This is a genomic window from Cytobacillus sp. C11.1, from assembly GCF_058145115.1.
The window spans coordinates 559,626-580,013 of the sequence record NZ_CM176935.1; the positions used below are offsets into that span (position 1 = coordinate 559,626).

Annotated in this window: 6 protein-coding genes, 6 rRNA genes, 1 pseudogene and 2 riboswitches; of the genes and pseudogenes, 1 reads left to right on the plus strand and 12 read right to left on the minus strand. The window is 46.8% G+C overall.

The window, feature by feature from the left end; genetic code table 11:
• Nucleotides 1–34: 34 nt before the first annotated feature.
• Together AC3ZVC_RS02840 and AC3ZVC_RS02845 are read right to left on the minus strand one after the other, a co-directional pair.
• Complete coding sequence (locus tag AC3ZVC_RS02840; RefSeq protein ID WP_490066178.1) at nucleotides 35–241, minus strand: NETI motif-containing protein; 207 nt, start codon at nucleotides 239–241, stop codon at nucleotides 35–37.
• A complete protein-coding gene (locus AC3ZVC_RS02845) occupies nucleotides 238–786 on the minus strand; it encodes a DUF2179 domain-containing protein (RefSeq protein WP_214724377.1) in 549 nt (182 codons plus the stop codon). The genes AC3ZVC_RS02840 and AC3ZVC_RS02845 overlap by 4 nt, the downstream gene beginning before the upstream one ends.
• Before the next feature lie 259 nt (nucleotides 787–1,045).
• Here AC3ZVC_RS02845 and AC3ZVC_RS02850 point away from each other — a divergent pair.
• Nucleotides 1,046–2,499 (plus strand): annotated as a pseudogene (locus AC3ZVC_RS02850) (aldehyde dehydrogenase family protein).
• A 360-nt stretch (nucleotides 2,500–2,859) separates the two neighbouring features.
• On the opposite strand, the gene rrf (AC3ZVC_RS02855) reads toward AC3ZVC_RS02850, so the two are convergent.
• The 10 genes from rrf (AC3ZVC_RS02855) to guaA form a co-directional block, all read right to left on the minus strand.
• Nucleotides 2,860–2,976, minus strand: a 5S ribosomal RNA gene (rrf, locus tag AC3ZVC_RS02855).
• A 75-nt stretch (nucleotides 2,977–3,051) separates the two neighbouring features.
• Nucleotides 3,052–5,986, minus strand: a 23S ribosomal RNA gene (locus AC3ZVC_RS02860).
• Nucleotides 5,987–6,294: 308 nt separating this feature from the next.
• A 16S ribosomal RNA gene (locus AC3ZVC_RS02865) occupies nucleotides 6,295–7,844 on the minus strand.
• 280 nt (nucleotides 7,845–8,124) lie between these two features.
• A 5S ribosomal RNA gene (gene rrf / locus AC3ZVC_RS02870) occupies nucleotides 8,125–8,241 on the minus strand.
• A 75-nt stretch (nucleotides 8,242–8,316) separates the two neighbouring features.
• Nucleotides 8,317–11,252, minus strand: a 23S ribosomal RNA gene (locus tag AC3ZVC_RS02875).
• A 308-nt stretch (nucleotides 11,253–11,560) separates the two neighbouring features.
• Nucleotides 11,561–13,110: ribosomal RNA gene (locus tag AC3ZVC_RS02880) — 16S ribosomal RNA — on the minus strand.
• Together the 16S, 23S and 5S rRNA genes form the textbook arrangement of a ribosomal RNA operon.
• Nucleotides 13,111–13,509: 399 nt before the next feature.
• Complete coding sequence (gene ptsG, locus AC3ZVC_RS02885; protein ID WP_490066179.1) at nucleotides 13,510–15,570, minus strand: glucose-specific PTS transporter subunit IIBC; 2,061 nt, start codon at nucleotides 15,568–15,570, stop codon at nucleotides 13,510–13,512.
• 201 nt (nucleotides 15,571–15,771) lie between these two features.
• Entirely contained in the window at nucleotides 15,772–16,614 is an 843-nt protein-coding gene (glcT, locus tag AC3ZVC_RS02890) for a glucose PTS transporter transcription antiterminator GlcT (protein ID WP_214729393.1), read from the minus strand.
• Nucleotides 16,615–16,748: 134 nt separating this feature from the next.
• Entirely contained in the window at nucleotides 16,749–18,077 is a 1,329-nt protein-coding gene (locus AC3ZVC_RS02895; RefSeq protein ID WP_490066181.1) for an NCS2 family permease, read from the minus strand.
• A gap of 144 nt (nucleotides 18,078–18,221) precedes the next feature.
• A riboswitch (purine riboswitch) is annotated at nucleotides 18,222–18,323 on the minus strand.
• 84 nt (nucleotides 18,324–18,407) lie between these two features.
• Complete coding sequence (gene guaA, locus AC3ZVC_RS02900) at nucleotides 18,408–19,928, minus strand: glutamine-hydrolyzing GMP synthase (protein ID WP_490068804.1); 1,521 nt, start codon at nucleotides 19,926–19,928, stop codon at nucleotides 18,408–18,410.
• A 310-nt stretch (nucleotides 19,929–20,238) separates the two neighbouring features.
• Nucleotides 20,239–20,340, minus strand: a riboswitch (purine riboswitch).
• Between the last annotated feature and the right edge of the window lie 48 nt (nucleotides 20,341–20,388).

Genomic DNA, 20,388 nt, shown 5'->3' on the forward strand with positions numbered 1-20,388 from the left:
CAATACTAAAAGTCAGACAATTAATGTTCGTGTTTTACTCTTCAACCAGTTTCGCTTCAAAAACGATTTGGCGGCCAGCCGGTTCATAGTCGACTTTTCCTCCATTCTTAACTTCTTTAAAAATAGGCTTTTCCGTCCTTCTAACAGGCATATATCCTGCCTTTTGAATTCGTGCCAGACACTGATCAATGGTTTCATTTTCCTGAACTTCAAATACCATTTTGCTCTTCTTTTTGCTCATTGAGACAATTTTCCTCTCTTAACAGATTTCACCCAGAAGCCGCCATGAATGGTTTTCGGCTCATAAGCGATTATAAAAGCCTTCGGATCCAGCTCTTTAATCGTTTGATACAGCTTCAACTCATATTTTCTCGGCGTCAGTATCTGAAGAGCCATCCGATCTCCTTCCAACCCGTTAGCAGCCCAGTTTGTCACACCGTAACCCTTATCCCTTAATGCTTTTGGTAAATCCCGGTCATATTCCTTAGTGATCACATTCACTGTAATATAGCCAAGTGCCAGCTTTTCTTCAATTTTCATGCCCACAATTACACCAATTCCATAGCCCACCGCATATGCAATCAAATTCTGTATCTCATTAAGATTATCCAGAACGAGACCCAGCCCAATTACATAGATCACAACTTCGATCGTACTTATAAAAGCTGCAAGGTATCGCTGTCCCTTCAGCGTAAGAATCATCCTGATTGTAAAAAAAGATACATATACAATATTAATGAGCAATATAATGGCGACCATAATAAAACTGTTTTCCAGCAATGCCATATCCTCCTTTAAGGGTCTATTAAGAGTGCTCATACTCCACCCTATCCCCATTAAATCCCTATTGTACAAAAGAATTCAGGGTTTGATAACCTTTTTTCGGAAATCTGATGCTTTTTGTTTAGGTTATCCTTTTTATAGTTGAATGAAACGACTTTGATTTCCTTCTTCAGCAATTAACAAATATTATAAAGTTTAGCTCCTGTACTTCAAAGGAATAGTTTTAATATCTAGTTAAAAATTACAGCAAAGGAGTGACAAAATGAGTAAATATCAAAACTTAAACAAGCAATATATAGATGGAGAATGGCGGGATGGAACCGGTAAGTCCGTTTATCAGGACACTAATCCTTACAATGAAGAAACCTTGGCAGAGTTTAAAATGGCTGGTGTAGAAGATATAAGCGAAGCTTATAAATCAGCAAAACAGGCTCAAAAAGCTTGGAGCGAAACCAATCCTTTTGAGCGCTCAACCATAATGGAAAATGCAGTTCGCATTATGAATGAGCGGCGTGATGAACTTGTCGAACTTCTTGTATTAGAGTCCGGATCTCCCATTTAAAAGCAAACATAGAGGTAGATTTCTGCATTGCTATTACACGCGAGGCTGCTTCCTTCCCTCTTAGGATGGATGGAACAATTGTACCTTCACTTGTACCAGGCAAAGAAAACAGAGTTTACCGCAAACCTTTAGGTGTGGTAGGAGTCATAGGGCCATTCAACTTCCCTATGTACCTTGCTATGCGTTCTGTGGCCCCTGCCTTGTCGGTCGGGAATGGAGTCGTCCTTAAACCTGATGAAAAAACTGCTATGAGCGGGGGAACAATCCTGGGCAAAATCTTTGAGGAGGCCGGAGTCCCTAAAGGTGTGTTGAATGTTGTTGTAGCAGACATTGAAGAAATCGGGGATTCATTTGTGGAACATCCAATTCCACGGATGATCTCTTTCACCGGCTCGACAGGAGTCGGACGCCATATCGGCGAACTATGCGGCAGAAATATTAAAAAATCCGTATTAGAACTTGGCGGCAACAATGCCCTTATCGTCCTGGAAGACGCAGATATTCAAAGAGCTGTGAATGCAGCTGCATTCGGAAAGTATATGCATAACGGACAAATTTGTATGTCACTAAACCGGATTATTGTTCATCGCAATGTTTATGATGAATTCGTCAAACGCTTTGTAGATAAAGCAGAAAGCATTAAAGCAGGAGATCCGCGCGACAAGGATACCCTGCTCGGCCCATTAATTAATCGGGCAGCCATTGACAGATTGCTTGGCCAAATTGAAGAAGCGAGGCATCAGGGTGCTGAGGTAGTACTGGAGGGCAAAGTCGAGGGCAACGTGATGAGCCCAGTAATCTTAAAAGGCACAAATGACGTCTCTACTGCTAAGAACGAAATGTTCGGACCAGTTGTAACGATCATCCCGGTAGAGACCGAGGAAGAAGCTATCCGCGTTGCAAATGACACACCTTACGGATTAAGCGGCTCCGTCCATACCCGCTCCCTTGAAAAAGGTGTAGAAATCGCCAAGCAAATGGAAACCGGCATGGTCCATGTAAACGACCAAAGCGTTAACGATGAACCCCTTGTAGCGTTCGGGGGCGAAAAAGACTCAGGTCTTGGTCGCTTCGGAGGCGAATGGTCACTGGAAGAATTCACAACACTCCAATGGATCTCTACACAAAACAAGCCTCGGGAATATCCGTTTTAAAAATAATGGAATGAGGAACGCACCTGCTATCTGGTGCGTTTTTTTTTAGAAACAAATTAAGACATTTAACTAGATTGGTTAAGATTTTAGTTAAATTTTAAGAATCAGCATTTAAGAAAGGAGCCTCCAAAGGGCGCCATTAAGCTAACTGACCGATATATGAAAAAAGTGACCGATAAAATGAAAATCTGACCAATATATCGAAAAAGTATCCGATAAGTCTAGGGAAGTGGCCGATATTTGCTATAAAACAAAGATGAGTGGCCCAAAAAATGTCTCCTTAAGAAAAATAAGTGATATTTATAAGCTGAAAATAAATAAAAACACAAAAAAAGCACCATTCAGGTGCTCTTTTCATTTGCCCGGCAGCGTCCTACTCTCACAGGGGGACAGCCCCCAACTACCATCGGCGCTGAGAAGCTTAACTTCCGTGTTCGGTATGGGAACGGGTGTGACCTTCTCGCTATCGCCACCAGACTATTTGGTTTGAAGAAAATTCATTCCTTCAAAACTAGATAATGCATGAAGAAGTTGCCGAGTATTCACCAATAACTGGTTAAGTCCTCGATCGATTAGTATCAGTCAGCTCCACATGTCGCCACGCTTCCACCTCTGACCTATCAACCTGATCATCTTTCAGGGATCTTACTAGCTTGACGCTATGGGAAATCTCATCTCGAGGGGGGCTTCATGCTTAGATGCTTTCAGCACTTATCCCTTCCGCACATAGCTACCCAGCGATGCCTTTGGCAAGACAACTGGTACACCAGCGGTGCGTCCATCCCGGTCCTCTCGTACTAAGGACAGCTCCTCTCAAATTTCCTGCGCCCACGACGGATAGGGACCGAACTGTCTCACGACGTTCTGAACCCAGCTCGCGTACCGCTTTAATGGGCGAACAGCCCAACCCTTGGGACCGACTACAGCCCCAGGATGCGATGAGCCGACATCGAGGTGCCAAACCTCCCCGTCGATGTGGACTCTTGGGGGAGATAAGCCTGTTATCCCCGGGGTAGCTTTTATCCGTTGAGCGATGGCCCTTCCATGCGGAACCACCGGATCACTAAGCCCGACTTTCGTCCCTGCTCGACTTGTAGGTCTCGCAGTCAAGCTCCCTTGTGCCTTTACACTCTGCGAATGATTTCCAACCATTCTGAGGGAACCTTTGGGCGCCTCCGTTACTTTTTAGGAGGCGACCGCCCCAGTCAAACTGCCCACCTGACACTGTCTCCCGCCCCGATAAGGGGCGCGGGTTAGAATTTCAATACAGCCAGGGTAGTATCCCACCGACGCCTCCACCGAAGCTGGCGCTCCGGTTTCTACGGCTCCTACCTATCCTGTACAAGCTGTACCAAAATTCAATATCAGGCTACAGTAAAGCTCCACGGGGTCTTTCCGTCCTGTCGCGGGTAACCTGCATCTTCACAGGTACTATAATTTCACCGAGTCTCTCGTTGAGACAGTGCCCAGATCGTTACGCCTTTCGTGCGGGTCGGAACTTACCCGACAAGGAATTTCGCTACCTTAGGACCGTTATAGTTACGGCCGCCGTTTACTGGGGCTTCGATTCAAAGCTTCGCTTGCGCTAACCTCTCCTCTTAACCTTCCAGCACCGGGCAGGCGTCAGCCCCTATACTTCGCCTTGCGGCTTCGCAGAGACCTGTGTTTTTGCTAAACAGTCGCCTGGGCCTATTCACTGCGGCTCATCAGGGCTATTCACCCTAATGAGCACCCCTTCTCCCGAAGTTACGGGGTCATTTTGCCGAGTTCCTTAACGAGAGTTCTCTCGCTCACCTTAGGATTCTCTCCTCGCCTACCTGTGTCGGTTTGCGGTACGGGCACCTTTTCCCTCGCTAGAGGCTTTTCTTGGCAGTGTGGAATCAGGAACTTCGGTACTAAATTTCCCTCGCCGTCACAGCTCAGCCTGTGTGGTAACGGGATTTTCCTCGTTACCGGCCTAACTGCTTGGACGCGCATATCCAACAGCGCGCTTACCCTATCCTCCTGCGTCCCCCCATTGCTCAAACGGTAAAGAGGTGGTACAGGAATATCAACCTGTTGTCCATCGCCTACGCTTTTCAGCCTCGGCTTAGGTCCCGACTAACCCTGAGCGGACGAGCCTTCCTCAGGAAACCTTAGGCATTCGGTGGATGGGATTCTCACCCATCTTTCGCTACTCATACCGGCATTCTCACTTCTAAGCGCTCCACCAGTCCTTGCGGTCTAGCTTCAACGCCCTTAGAACGCTCTCCTACCACGGACACCTAATGGTGTCCATCCACAGCTTCGGTGATACGTTTAGCCCCGGTACATTTTCGGCGCGGAGTCACTCGACCAGTGAGCTATTACGCACTCTTTAAATGGTGGCTGCTTCTAAGCCAACATCCTGGTTGTCTAAGCAACTCCACATCCTTTTCCACTTAACGTATACTTTGGGACCTTAGCTGGTGGTCTGGGCTGTTTCCCTCTTGACTACGGATCTATCACTCGCAGTCTGACTCCCATGGATAAGTCTTTGGCATTCGGAGTTTGTCTGAATTCGGTAACCCGATGAGGGCCCCTAGTCCAAACAGTGCTCTACCTCCAAGACTCTTACTACATGAGGCTAGCCCTAAAGCTATTTCGGAGAGAACCAGCTATCTCCAAGTTCGATTGGAATTTCTCCGCTACCCACACCTCATCCCCGCACTTTTCAACGTGCGTGGGTTCGGGCCTCCATCCAGTGTTACCTGGACTTCACCCTGGACATGGGTAGATCACCTGGTTTCGGGTCTACGACCACATACTCATTCGCCCTATTCAGACTCGCTTTCGCTGCGGCTCCGTCTTGTCAACTTAACCTTGCATGTAATCGTAACTCGCCGGTTCATTCTACAAAAGGCACGCTATCACCCATTAACGGGCTCTAACTACTTGTAGGCACACGGTTTCAGGTTCTCTTTCACTCCCCTTCCGGGGTGCTTTTCACCTTTCCCTCACGGTACTGGTTCACTATCGGTCACTAGGGAGTATTTAGCCTTGGGAGATGGTCCTCCCTGCTTCCGACGGGATTTCTCGTGTCCCGCCGTACTCAGGATCCACTCTGGAGGGAACGAAGTTTCAACTACAGGGCTTTTACCTTCTCTGGCCGGCCTTTCCAGACCTGTTCATTTACCTCGTTCCTTTGTAACTCCGTATAGAGTGTCCTACAACCCCAAGAGGCAAGCCTCTTGGTTTGGGCTAATCCCGTTTCGCTCGCCGCTACTCAGGGAATCGCGTTTGCTTTCTCTTCCTCCGGGTACTTAGATGTTTCAGTTCCCCGGGTCTGCCTTCAATACCCTATGTATTCAGGTAAAGATCCTATCCCATTACGGATAGGGGGTTTCCCCATTCGGAAATCTCCGGATCAAAGCTTACTTACAGCTCCCCGAAGCATATCGGAGTTAGTCCCGTCCTTCATCGGCTCCTAGTGCCAAGGCATTCACCGTGCGCCCTTTCTAACTTAACTTACTTCGGCCGCTGATCGACTGCGAATCTCTGCGTCAGCTTCGTCACTGTGCTCCTCACGTACTCTCGTACGCTCCGGTGCTCGTTCGGTCGCTTCCTTGATCTTCTTGCCGCTCATCGTCCTCATGGTTTGTACTCTTACTTGGTTTTAAAAAAACTTACATAAGAGAAAAAAACTAAGATGGCGATTACTCGGTTATTGCTTCTTCATTAACATTATCTAGTTTTCAAAGAACGAATATTCCAGAGAGATTGGTCTCTCAAAACTAAACGAACAAAACACGTCACGTCTCAAGTAAATATCCTTAGAAAGGAGGTGATCCAGCCGCACCTTCCGATACGGCTACCTTGTTACGACTTCACCCCAATCATCTGTCCCACCTTAGGCGGCTGGCTCCAAAAGGTTACCCCACCGACTTCGGGTGTTACAAACTCTCGTGGTGTGACGGGCGGTGTGTACAAGGCCCGGGAACGTATTCACCGCGGCATGCTGATCCGCGATTACTAGCGATTCCGGCTTCATGCAGGCGAGTTGCAGCCTGCAATCCGAACTGAGAATGGTTTTATGGGATTCGCTTAACCTCGCGGTCTCGCAGCCCTTTGTACCATCCATTGTAGCACGTGTGTAGCCCAGGTCATAAGGGGCATGATGATTTGACGTCATCCCCACCTTCCTCCGGTTTGTCACCGGCAGTCACCTTAGAGTGCCCAACTGAATGCTGGCAACTGAGATCAAGGGTTGCGCTCGTTGCGGGACTTAACCCAACATCTCACGACACGAGCTGACGACAACCATGCACCACCTGTCATCCTGTCCCCCGAAGGGGAACGCCCTATCTCTAGGGTTGTCAGGAGATGTCAAGACCTGGTAAGGTTCTTCGCGTTGCTTCGAATTAAACCACATGCTCCACCGCTTGTGCGGGCCCCCGTCAATTCCTTTGAGTTTCAGCCTTGCGGCCGTACTCCCCAGGCGGAGTGCTTAATGCGTTTGCTGCAGCACTAAAGGGCGGAAACCCTCTAACACTTAGCACTCATCGTTTACGGCGTGGACTACCAGGGTATCTAATCCTGTTTGCTCCCCACGCTTTCGCGCCTCAGCGTCAGTTACAGACCAAAGAGTCGCCTTCGCCACTGGTGTTCCTCCACATCTCTACGCATTTCACCGCTACACGTGGAATTCCACTCTTCTCTTCTGCACTCAAGTTCCCCAGTTTCCAATGACCCTCCCCGGTTGAGCCGGGGGCTTTCACATCAGACTTAAGGAACCGCCTGCGCGCGCTTTACGCCCAATAATTCCGGACAACGCTTGCCACCTACGTATTACCGCGGCTGCTGGCACGTAGTTAGCCGTGGCTTTCTGGTTAGGTACCGTCAAGGTACCGGCAGTTACTCCGGTACTTGTTCTTCCCTAACAACAGAGTTTTACGATCCGAAAACCTTCATCACTCACGCGGCGTTGCTCCGTCAGACTTTCGTCCATTGCGGAAGATTCCCTACTGCTGCCTCCCGTAGGAGTCTGGGCCGTGTCTCAGTCCCAGTGTGGCCGATCACCCTCTCAGGTCGGCTACGCATCGTTGCCTTGGTGAGCCGTTACCTCACCAACTAGCTAATGCGCCGCGGGCCCATCTGTAAGTGATAGCCGAAACCATCTTTCAGCTTTCCCTCATGTGAGGGAAAGAGTTATCCGGTATTAGCTCCGGTTTCCCGAAGTTATCCCAGTCTTACAGGCAGGTTGCCCACGTGTTACTCACCCGTCCGCCGCTGACTTCAGGGAGCAAGCTCCCATCCGTCCGCTCGACTTGCATGTATTAGGCACGCCGCCAGCGTTCGTCCTGAGCCAGGATCAAACTCTCCATATAAGAGTTGATTAAGCTCATAAGTTGTCTTTTCAAAAAAGACTAAAGAATTAACGTTGACGTTTTTGTTCGTTCAGTTTTCAAAGATCAATTCCTCTGTCGCTATCAAGCAACTATATTAGAATAACATTTCCACCTAAATTCGTCAACACTTTTTTTGTGTTTTATTGAATTAAATTTCTAATATAATCTTCTGATATAATAACACCGCTGGTGTATACTTATGGTAAAACATACCAGTGTTAGAGGATTAAAAAAGACAAAGAGCAAACTCTCTGTCTTCGCCCGGCAGCGTCCTACTCTCACAGGGGGACAGCCCCCAACTACCATCGGCGCTGAGAAGCTTAACTTCCGTGTTCGGTATGGGAACGGGTGTGACCTTCTCGCTATCGCCACCAGACTATTTGGTTTGAAGAAAGTTCATTCCTTCAAAACTAGATAATGCATGAAGAAGTTGCCGAGTATTCACCAATAACTGGTTAAGTCCTCGATCGATTAGTATCAGTCAGCTCCACATGTCGCCACGCTTCCACCTCTGACCTATCAACCTGATCATCTTTCAGGGATCTTACTAGCTTGACGCTATGGGAAATCTCATCTCGAGGGGGGCTTCATGCTTAGATGCTTTCAGCACTTATCCCTTCCGCACATAGCTACCCAGCGATGCCTTTGGCAAGACAACTGGTACACCAGCGGTGCGTCCATCCCGGTCCTCTCGTACTAAGGACAGCTCCTCTCAAATTTCCTGCGCCCACGACGGATAGGGACCGAACTGTCTCACGACGTTCTGAACCCAGCTCGCGTACCGCTTTAATGGGCGAACAGCCCAACCCTTGGGACCGACTACAGCCCCAGGATGCGATGAGCCGACATCGAGGTGCCAAACCTCCCCGTCGATGTGGACTCTTGGGGGAGATAAGCCTGTTATCCCCGGGGTAGCTTTTATCCGTTGAGCGATGGCCCTTCCATGCGGAACCACCGGATCACTAAGCCCGACTTTCGTCCCTGCTCGACTTGTAGGTCTCGCAGTCAAGCTCCCTTGTGCCTTTACACTCTGCGAATGATTTCCAACCATTCTGAGGGAACCTTTGGGCGCCTCCGTTACTTTTTAGGAGGCGACCGCCCCAGTCAAACTGCCCACCTGACACTGTCTCCCGCCCCGATAAGGGGCGCGGGTTAGAATTTCAATACAGCCAGGGTAGTATCCCGCCGACGCCTCCACCGAAGCTGGCGCTCCGGTTTCTACGGCTCCTACCTATCCTGTACAAGCTGTACCAAAATTCAATATCAGGCTACAGTAAAGCTCCACGGGGTCTTTCCGTCCTGTCGCGGGTAACCTGCATCTTCACAGGTACTATAATTTCACCGAGTCTCTCGTTGAGACAGTGCCCAGATCGTTACGCCTTTCGTGCGGGTCGGAACTTACCCGACAAGGAATTTCGCTACCTTAGGACCGTTATAGTTACGGCCGCCGTTTACTGGGGCTTCGATTCAAAGCTTCGCTTGCGCTAACCTCTCCTCTTAACCTTCCAGCACCGGGCAGGCGTCAGCCCCTATACTTCGCCTTGCGGCTTCGCAGAGACCTGTGTTTTTGCTAAACAGTCGCCTGGGCCTATTCACTGCGGCTCATCAGGGCTATTCACCCTAATGAGCACCCCTTCTCCCGAAGTTACGGGGTCATTTTGCCGAGTTCCTTAACGAGAGTTCTCTCGCTCACCTTAGGATTCTCTCCTCGCCTACCTGTGTCGGTTTGCGGTACGGGCACCTTTTCCCTCGCTAGAGGCTTTTCTTGGCAGTGTGGAATCAGGAACTTCGGTACTAAATTTCCCTCGCCGTCACAGCTCAGCCTGTGTGGTAACGGGATTTTCCTCGTTACCGGCCTAACTGCTTGGACGCGCATATCCAACAGCGCGCTTACCCTATCCTCCTGCGTCCCCCCATTGCTCAAACGGTAAAGAGGTGGTACAGGAATATCAACCTGTTGTCCATCGCCTACGCTTTTCAGCCTCGGCTTAGGTCCCGACTAACCCTGAGCGGACGAGCCTTCCTCAGGAAACCTTAGGCATTCGGTGGATGGGATTCTCACCCATCTTTCGCTACTCATACCGGCATTCTCACTTCTAAGCGCTCCACCAGTCCTTGCGGTCTAGCTTCAACGCCCTTAGAACGCTCTCCTACCACGGACACCTAATGGTGTCCATCCACAGCTTCGGTGATACGTTTAGCCCCGGTACATTTTCGGCGCGGAGTCACTCGACCAGTGAGCTATTACGCACTCTTTAAATGGTGGCTGCTTCTAAGCCAACATCCTGGTTGTCTAAGCAACTCCACATCCTTTTCCACTTAACGTATACTTTGGGACCTTAGCTGGTGGTCTGGGCTGTTTCCCTCTTGACTACGGATCTGATCACTCGCAGTCTGACTCCCATGGATAAGTCTTTGGCATTCGGAGTTTGTCTGAATTCGGTAACCCGATGAGGGCCCCTAGTCCAAACAGTGCTCTACCTCCAAGACTCTTACTACATGAGGCTAGCCCTAAAGCTATTTCGGAGAGAACCAGCTATCTCCAAGTTCGATTGGAATTTCTCCGCTACCCACACCTCATCCCCGCACTTTTCAACGTGCGTGGGTTCGGGCCTCCATCCAGTGTTACCTGGACTTCACCCTGGACATGGGTAGATCACCTGGTTTCGGGTCTACGACCACATACTCATTCGCCCTATTCAGACTCGCTTTCGCTGCGGCTCCGTCTTGTCAACTTAACCTTGCATGTAATCGTAACTCGCCGGTTCATTCTACAAAAGGCACGCTATCACCCATTAACGGGCTCTAACTACTTGTAGGCACACGGTTTCAGGTTCTCTTTCACTCCCCTTCCGGGGTGCTTTTCACCTTTCCCTCACGGTACTGGTTCACTATCGGTCACTAGGGAGTATTTAGCCTTGGGAGATGGTCCTCCCTGCTTCCGACGGGATTTCTCGTGTCCCGCCGTACTCAGGATCCACTCTGGAGGGAACGAAGTTTCAACTACAGGGCTTTTACCTTCTCTGGCCGGCCTTTCCAGACCTGTTCATTTACCTCGTTCCTTTGTAACTCCGTATAGAGTGTCCTACAACCCCAAGAGGCAAGCCTCTTGGTTTGGGCTAATCCCGTTTCGCTCGCCGCTACTCAGGGAATCGCGTTTGCTTTCTCTTCCTCCGGGTACTTAGATGTTTCAGTTCCCCGGGTCTGCCTTCAATACCCTATGTATTCAGGTAAAGATCCTATCCCATTACGGATAGGGGGTTTCCCCATTCGGAAATCTCCGGATCAAAGCTTACTTACAGCTCCCCGAAGCATATCGGAGTTAGTCCCGTCCTTCATCGGCTCCTAGTGCCAAGGCATTCACCGTGCGCCCTTTCTAACTTAACCTACTTCGGCCGCTGATCGACTGCGAATCTCTGCGTCAGCTTCGTCACTGTGCTCCTCACGTACTCTCGTACGCTCCGGTGCTCGTTCGGTCGCTTCCTTGATCTTCTTGCCGCTCATCGTCCTCATGGTTTGTACTCTTACTTGGTTTTAAAAAAACTTACATAAGAGAAAAAAACTAAGATGGCGATTACTCGGTTATTGCTTCTTCATTAACATTATCTAGTTTTCAAAGAACGAATATTCCAGAGAGATTGGTCTCTCAAAACTAAACGAACAAAACACGTCACGTCTCAAGTAAATATCCTTAGAAAGGAGGTGATCCAGCCGCACCTTCCGATACGGCTACCTTGTTACGACTTCACCCCAATCATCTGTCCCACCTTAGGCGGCTGGCTCCAAAAGGTTACCCCACCGACTTCGGGTGTTACAAACTCTCGTGGTGTGACGGGCGGTGTGTACAAGGCCCGGGAACGTATTCACCGCGGCATGCTGATCCGCGATTACTAGCGATTCCGGCTTCATGCAGGCGAGTTGCAGCCTGCAATCCGAACTGAGAATGGTTTTATGGGATTCGCTTAACCTCGCGGTCTCGCAGCCCTTTGTACCATCCATTGTAGCACGTGTGTAGCCCAGGTCATAAGGGGCATGATGATTTGACGTCATCCCCACCTTCCTCCGGTTTGTCACCGGCAGTCACCTTAGAGTGCCCAACTGAATGCTGGCAACTAAGATCAAGGGTTGCGCTCGTTGCGGGACTTAACCCAACATCTCACGACACGAGCTGACGACAACCATGCACCACCTGTCATCCTGTCCCCCGAAGGGGAACGCCCTATCTCTAGGGTTGTCAGGAGATGTCAAGACCTGGTAAGGTTCTTCGCGTTGCTTCGAATTAAACCACATGCTCCACCGCTTGTGCGGGCCCCCGTCAATTCCTTTGAGTTTCAGCCTTGCGGCCGTACTCCCCAGGCGGAGTGCTTAATGCGTTTGCTGCAGCACTAAAGGGCGGAAACCCTCTAACACTTAGCACTCATCGTTTACGGCGTGGACTACCAGGGTATCTAATCCTGTTTGCTCCCCACGCTTTCGCGCCTCAGCGTCAGTTACAGACCAAAGAGTCGCCTTCGCCACTGGTGTTCCTCCACATCTCTACGCATTTCACCGCTACACGTGGAATTCCACTCTTCTCTTCTGCACTCAAGTTCCCCAGTTTCCAATGACCCTCCCCGGTTGAGCCGGGGGCTTTCACATCAGACTTAAGGAACCGCCTGCGCGCGCTTTACGCCCAATAATTCCGGACAACGCTTGCCACCTACGTATTACCGCGGCTGCTGGCACGTAGTTAGCCGTGGCTTTCTGGTTAGGTACCGTCAAGGTACCGGCAGTTACTCCGGTACTTGTTCTTCCCTAACAACAGAGTTTTACGATCCGAAAACCTTCATCACTCACGCGGCGTTGCTCCGTCAGACTTTCGTCCATTGCGGAAGATTCCCTACTGCTGCCTCCCGTAGGAGTCTGGGCCGTGTCTCAGTCCCAGTGTGGCCGATCACCCTCTCAGGTCGGCTACGCATCGTTGCCTTGGTGAGCCGTTACCTCACCAACTAGCTAATGCGCCGCGGGCCCATCTGTAAGTGATAGCCGAAACCATCTTTCAGCTTTCCCTCATGTGAGGGAAAGAGTTATCCGGTATTAGCTCCGGTTTCCCGAAGTTATCCCAGTCTTACAGGCAGGTTGCCCACGTGTTACTCACCCGTCCGCCGCTGACTTCAGGGAGCAAGCTCCCATCCGTCCGCTCGACTTGCATGTATTAGGCACGCCGCCAGCGTTCGTCCTGAGCCAGGATCAAACTCTCCATATAAGAGTTGATTAAGCTCACTTACACACGGATGTGTTGACGTCGATGTTGCCACAGGACGTGGCGTTCTTAATCGACGATCTGCTGTTGTCTTTTCAAAAAAGACTAAAGAATTAACGTTGACGTTTTTGTTCGTTCAGTTTTCAAAGATCAATCTATCGCTCAAAAGCGACTTTATTAATATATCATTTCTCAATCGCGGCGTCAACAACTTTTTTAAAGTTATTTAAATCATTGCTAACCTGTCAGCGACTGTTTATATATACTAACACCCATATGCCCAGATGGTCAACATAATATCTATAAAAATTAATTGGTTATTTTAACCATACATATTGCATTTTCACCTTTGTATAGAAAAAACCAGTCACAAAAATGGACTGGTTTCTTCTATATTATATATTACTGCTTGGAGATGGTAATAATGTCTTTATCCTTCAGGTCTACAGCGCCTGGTTTATTAATCGTTACTGCTTCACCCTGCTCAAGGTTCGTAAATACGATTGGCGTGATTTTAGAAGTGGCGTTTTTCTCAATGTAATCAAGATCTACTTTTAATAATGGCTGCCCTGCTTCTACCCGATCGTTTTCAGCTACCAGCGTTTCAAAGCCTTGGCCTTTTAGATTAACGGTATCAATACCCACATGGATAAGGATCTCGCGGCCAGAATCAGAAAGAATACCGATTGCATGCTTAGTCGGGAACATATTAACGATTTTTCCATCTACAGGTGATACTACTGTTCCTTCAGTAGGCACAATTGCAAATCCATCCCCCATCATTTTTCCTGAGAATACCGCGTCAGGAACTTCTGTAATAGGTTTGATTTCACCCTTGATCGGAGCAACGAAAAGGTCTTCCTTGTGCTCAGTTTGGAGTGCTTCAGGATTTATTTCTTCAATTTGCTGTTCAACTCCGCCTTCCGGAGCCTTTTCAACAACTCGCGGTCTTTTGCCGCTCATAATATCTTTCATTTGTCCTTTAATAGTCTCAGACCTTGGTCCAAAGATAGCCTGTATGTTATTTCCGACTTCCAATACACCAGAAGCGCCCAATTTCTTCAGACGATCTTTATCTACATTGTTGATATCATTTACTGATACACGAAGGCGAGTGATACAAGCGTCTAAGTGAGAAATGTTTCCTTGCCCGCCCATTGCTTCAAGAACTTCATAAGGAAGGTCTCCGCCTTTGCCGGAAGCAACCTCTTCTTCATCTTCTACCTCTTCACGGCCTGGAGTCTTCAGGTTGAATTTGCGAATGGCAAATCGGAAACCGAAATAATAAATAACCGCAAATACTAATCCAACCGGAATAACGATCCAAGCATTTGTTTGAGGGTTGATTAAGCCGAATAAAATATAGTCGATTAAACCACCCGAGAATGTCATACCAATTTTAACATCCAATAAATGCATGGTCATGAAAGAAAGACCTGCAAACACTGCGTGTACGGCAAATAGTACAGGCGCTACGAATAAGAATGAGAATTCAAGCGGTTCAGTAATACCCGTTAAGAATGAAGTTAATGCAGCAGAAGCCATAAGTCCGCCAACTACAACTTTCTTTTCAGGGCGTGCTTCGTGATAAATCGCTAATGCAGCTGCTGGCAGACCGAACATCATGAACGGGAACTTACCAGTCATGAAGGTACCGGCTGTCAATTCTTGAACATTATCGCTGATCTGCGCCATGAAGATACGCTGGTCACCGCGGACAGTTTCACCCGCATTCGTTACATACTGGCCAAATTCATACCAGAATGGAGAATAGAAAATATGGTGCAATCCAAAAGGAATCAAAGAACGCTCAATTAAACCAAAGATAAACGCTGATAGTGTTAAGTTTGCATGAACCATGTTTTGCGAGAAAGCATTTAATCCAGCCTGAATCGGCGGCCAGATTATAAGCATAAGCAATCCTAAGACCACTGCCGTTGCAGCTGTGATAATCGGAACGAAACGCTTACCGGCAAAGAACCCTAAATAAGATGGCAGTTCAATCTCATAAAACTTGTTATAAAGAGCAGCCGCAATTATACCGACGATGATACCGCCGAATACACCCGTTTGCAGAGTTGGAATCCCTAGGATATTCGCATAGTTAAGTCCATTTACATCCTCTGCAGTAATCCCTGCTGCTGTACCCATTGTGACATTCATAATTAAATATCCGATGATGGCAGCCAGAGCCGCTACCCCTTCACCGCCAGCCAATCCAACAGCTACACCGACTGCGAATAGCACAGGCAAGTTTGCAAAGACGATATCTCCTGCTTTTTGCATGACCTGAGCAACGATCGAAACGCCGCTGTTATCCAGGAAAGGTGCCAGTTCAAGCAGCGCCGGGTTTTGCAGTGCTGCACCTAGAGCAAGCAAGATTCCCGCTGCTGGCAATAGCGCCACCGGAAGCATCAAAGCTTTCCCGACTTTTTGCAGGACGCCAAATACTTTTTTAAACATAAGTTAACCCCCTAATATTTTTACTCATTAAGCGTTTTCATTTCATTGCCGCAAGCATTAAAAACAAATAAAAAAAGGCATGAGGAAAAAAGGATAGAACTTAGGCGTTTACAAGGGTATCTTACCCTATTTGCCTAAATTCAATTACCTTTCTTCACTCATGCCTGATCGAATCAGTAACACGTAAAGACACAATAATGACTAATTTATTTTCTTTTGAAGTCTCTGCAGATGCATGGTCAAGTAGACAGCTTCCGCATTATAAACTGGTTTTTTTAATGTTTGCTGCATTACCTTAATGAGCTTCCATGAGAGATTGTAGCATACCGGGTATTCCTCTTTCAAGAGGGAAGTTATTTTTTCTGGTTCTTCTACCTGCTCACCTTTGTTAACACGTTCAATGGTAAAACGAATATGCCGGACAAGCCTCATATAATCTATGCTGTCTTTATTAATTTTTATATCTAACTGATCCTCAATCATATTGACTAGATGGGTTACAAGCTGGGAATGCTGATTGACCTCAGATAGATTGCGGTTCATAACAGCGCTATGGACATGAAGAGCAATAAAGCCAACCTCTCCTTCAGGCAAATAGATGCCAGTTCGCTGTCCAATGAGGCCTACAACCTCCTGAGCAACCTCGTATTCAAAGGGATATAAGGCTTTTGTTTCAATAAGAAAAGGGTTTTTCATTTCCATACCCTTTTTCAAGCGGGTTATGGCGAACATCAGGTGGTCTGTTAATGCAACATGGATATGTTCATTAAGTACTGAGCTTGAACGTTGTTTAATCAATTCAATAGAGGAGATGATTACCTCGAGCAATTCATTGTCAACAAAGGGCATCAGTTTAATGTAATTTTCCTGCTCTTTTTCATTTTTGAGTACGAAGAGCTTTTCTACCAGAGCAGAATCAATTTGCTGCCCAGGTTTCTGGTTAAAGCCAATCCCCTTCCCAATGAGGACGACTTCGCCGAACGATTCATGGCTGCCGATTAAGACATTATTATTAAGTACCTTTTTTACCTTATACTCTCCCATTTTTTCTCCCCGCCCATTAAACAAATGTACTCTCATGGTATTAAAGCCCGTCCGGGAAGTCAACGGATTGAATTATTTATTTGGCTAATTAAAAAAAGACCCGCACTTTAAGAGCGGATCTCTAAATCAAATTATTATTTTAAGAAAATAAAATACAGAATAAAGATGACGAACAAAACATACATAACCGGATGGATTTCTTTGGTCCTTCCTTTTACAATCATCGTAATCGGATAGAAAATGAATCCGACCGCAATGCCGGTAGCAATGCTGTATGACAATGGCATCACAATAATCGTTAGAAAAGCAGGGACTGCAACCTCAAATTTATTCCAATCGATATTCCCTAATGAAGCGACCATCAGCACACCCACGATAATTAATGCCGGAGCTGTAACAGCTGAAGTGATGACTTCCAAAAGTGGAAAGAAGAATAGTGATAACAGGAAAAGTCCTGCTGTTACAACCGAAGCAAACCCTGTTCTTGCACCTGCCGCTACCCCTGATGATGACTCAATAAAAGATGTCGTTGTAGATGTTCCAAAGATAGCTCCGACTACAGTTGCAGCAGAATCCGCGAATAAAGCCTTTCCTGCCCGCGGCAATTTGTTGTCTTTCATTAAGCCAGCCTGGTTTGCTACTCCTACTAAGGTTCCCGCTGTATCAAAGAAATCAACAAATAAAAATGTTAATACTACCACCAGCATGCTCGTTGAAAAGAAGGAAGGATCTCCATAAGCTTCGAAAGCCGCTCCAAAAGTAGGAGCCACACTTGGAACGGAATCCACAATCTTGCCAGGAACATCAATCAACCCTGCAATCATTCCCACAATCGTTGTGATGACCATACCGATAAAAATTCCGCCGTTAATTCCTTTTGTCATTAAAACGACTGTTACTGCTATACCAAAGATAGCCAGCAGTACATTCCCATCAGTAAAATCTCCTAACCCAACAAGGACTGCATCATTATTAACAATCAGCCCAGCACTTTGAGCACCAACAAATGTTATAAATAAGCCTATACCTGCACTAACTGCATACTTCAATTCCGCTGGTATTGAATTAATAATTTTTTCGCGCAATCCTGTAAGCGTTAATAAGATGAAGATAACTCCAGAAATCAATACTCCGCCTAATGCATGCTGCCAAGGGATCCCCATAGTTAATACAACTGTATAGGCAAAGAACGCATTCAAGCCCATTCCCGGCGCCAGCGCTATTGGGTATTTTGCTATTACCCCCATTAATAAAGAACCAATGGCTGCTGCAACAGCAGTGGCAACGAATACGGCACCATAATCCATTCTCATGGCATCTGGCAGATCTGGTATATCCATTAACGATAAGGTAATCGGATTAACAACCAGTATATATGCCATTGCTAAAAACGTTGTAAGGCCGCCGATAAATTCACGGCGATAGTTTGTTCCAAGTTCTTCAAACTGGAAGTACTTCTTCATTTTTCTTCCCCCTAAAAATGTCTGTTTATATGGTAGCCAAATTGACCAAATAAAAACGCTCCGGGAGTTACCGAAGCGTTGACAACAGGGTTCGTGAACAAATAGGGATAAACAGGAAAAAGTATTATAGCAAAAACAGATCCCTATAAGTAACACTTACCTCGTAGTCAAGCTATTTACGGCAGCTCGGTAGAAACTTTTGGGCCATATTCCCAAGATTATACGACGTAATACGACATATTTAATTCATCTTTATCTTAACACCTCAAAAAGTCCTAGTCAACAGAAAAAACGAACATTTTATGTTCGTTTTTTCTAATCGTTCGTATTTTATTCCCACTCAATTGTAGCTGGCGGCTTGCTCGTAATATCATAAACAACTCGATTTATATGCGATACTTCATTGACAATTCTTGTAGAAATGACTTCAAGCACATCCCAAGGGATTCTTGCCCAGTCAGATGTCATTCCATCTATGGATGTTACTGCACGGATTCCGATTGTGTAATCATATGTTCGGGCATCTCCCATTACTCCCACACTGCGGATATCAGGCAGAACAGTGAAATATTGCCAAACATCACGGTCTAAACCGGCTTTTTGGATTTCTTCGCGTAAGATTGCATCAGACTCGCGTACAATTTCAAGTTTATCCTCAGAGATTTCTCCCAGTACACGGATCCCTAAACCAGGTCCAGGGAATGGCTGTCTCCATACGATTTCATCTGGAATACCAAGCTCTGTTCCAAGCGCGCGAACTTCGTCTTTAAATAAAGTGTTTAGCGGTTCGATCAGCTTGAACTGCATATCCTCAGGAAGGCCGCCTACATTGTGATGCGATTTGATCGTTTGGGCAGTAGCTGTACCGCTTTCGATAATGTCTGTATAAAGCGTACCCTGAGCAAGAAAGTCAATGCCTTCAAGCTTAGCAGCCTCATCATCGAATACATAGATAAATTCGTTGCCAATAATTTTTCGCTTTTGTTCCGGGTCGCTGACACCTTTAAGTTTATTTAAGAAACGATCCTGCGCATCCACTTTAATGACATTCATATTAAAACCATCAGCAAAAGTCTTCATGACGCCTTCCGCTTCATCTTTCCTCAACAAACCATGATCAACAAAGATACATGTCAGCTGATCGCCAATTGCCTTATGGATGAGGACAGCCACAACAGAGGAATCAACACCGCCGCTTAAAGCGCATAGAACTTTTTTATCGCCGACTTCCTGACGGATTTTCTCCATTTCAATTTCAATAAAATTCTCCATGGACCAATCGCCTGTACAGCCGCAAACACCAAATACAAAGTTTTTCAGCATATCATTCCCATGAACGGAGTGGCGTACTTCCGGATGGAATTGTACAGCGTATAATCCACGCTCTTCATTACTCATTGCAGCAATCGGGCAAGATGGGTTTGTTCCGTCAACAGTAAATCCTGCAGGAGCTTCCACTACAAGGTCCCCATGACTCATCCAAACAGTCTGTTCCCTAGGCAGGTCTGCAAATAATTTTGATTCATTTTCTACCTTGAGCACTGCCTTCCCGTATTCACGATGCTTGGCAGGCTCCACTTTCCCATCAAAATGCATCGTCATTAATTGCATGCCATAGCAAATACCGAAAATCGGCAAGCCCAGTTCAAAGATCTCTTCATCACAGCGGAAAGCATTTTCCCCATAGACGCTATTAGGGCCGCCGGAGAAAATAATTCCCTTTGGATTCATCTCTTTAATTTCTGCAGCAGTAATCGTATGCGGATGCAACTCACTGTATACGCCAAATTCGCGGATTCTGCGTGTGATTAACTGATTGTACTGGCTTCCGAAATCCAGCACTACGATCATCTCTTGATTTTGAAGTTCTGCTTTCCCCGTCACGCTGTTCACCTCATTAAATTTGTGATATTGCCTTTAGTGTTCTCTCATGTAAATAAAATATCTAGTGAAAATAAAATTCTTTGCAATCCAACATATAAACTAGAAAAGTGCAAGACGCCCGCCTATCCGTAACAAGCATAAGAAAAGCAATGGCAGAGGCGTCTTATTTCTTCAGATGCGATTTGCTTATGACCTCGGATAGCACCTGGAGCTAGAAAAAAACCGGAACTCCCCCCACAAAAAAGTGAAGGCAGAATTCCGGTTTTTACATATAGCAAAAAGTATATTCTGCCTTCATAGTCAGATCATTTACGGCGATCCGGTAGAGACTTTCGAACCATATTATCGAGGATATATGAAGGTTGCATCATTTAGTTGTTAAACGGCAAAAACCGAACAATGTGCTTGATTTTGGCCGTTGTCTTAT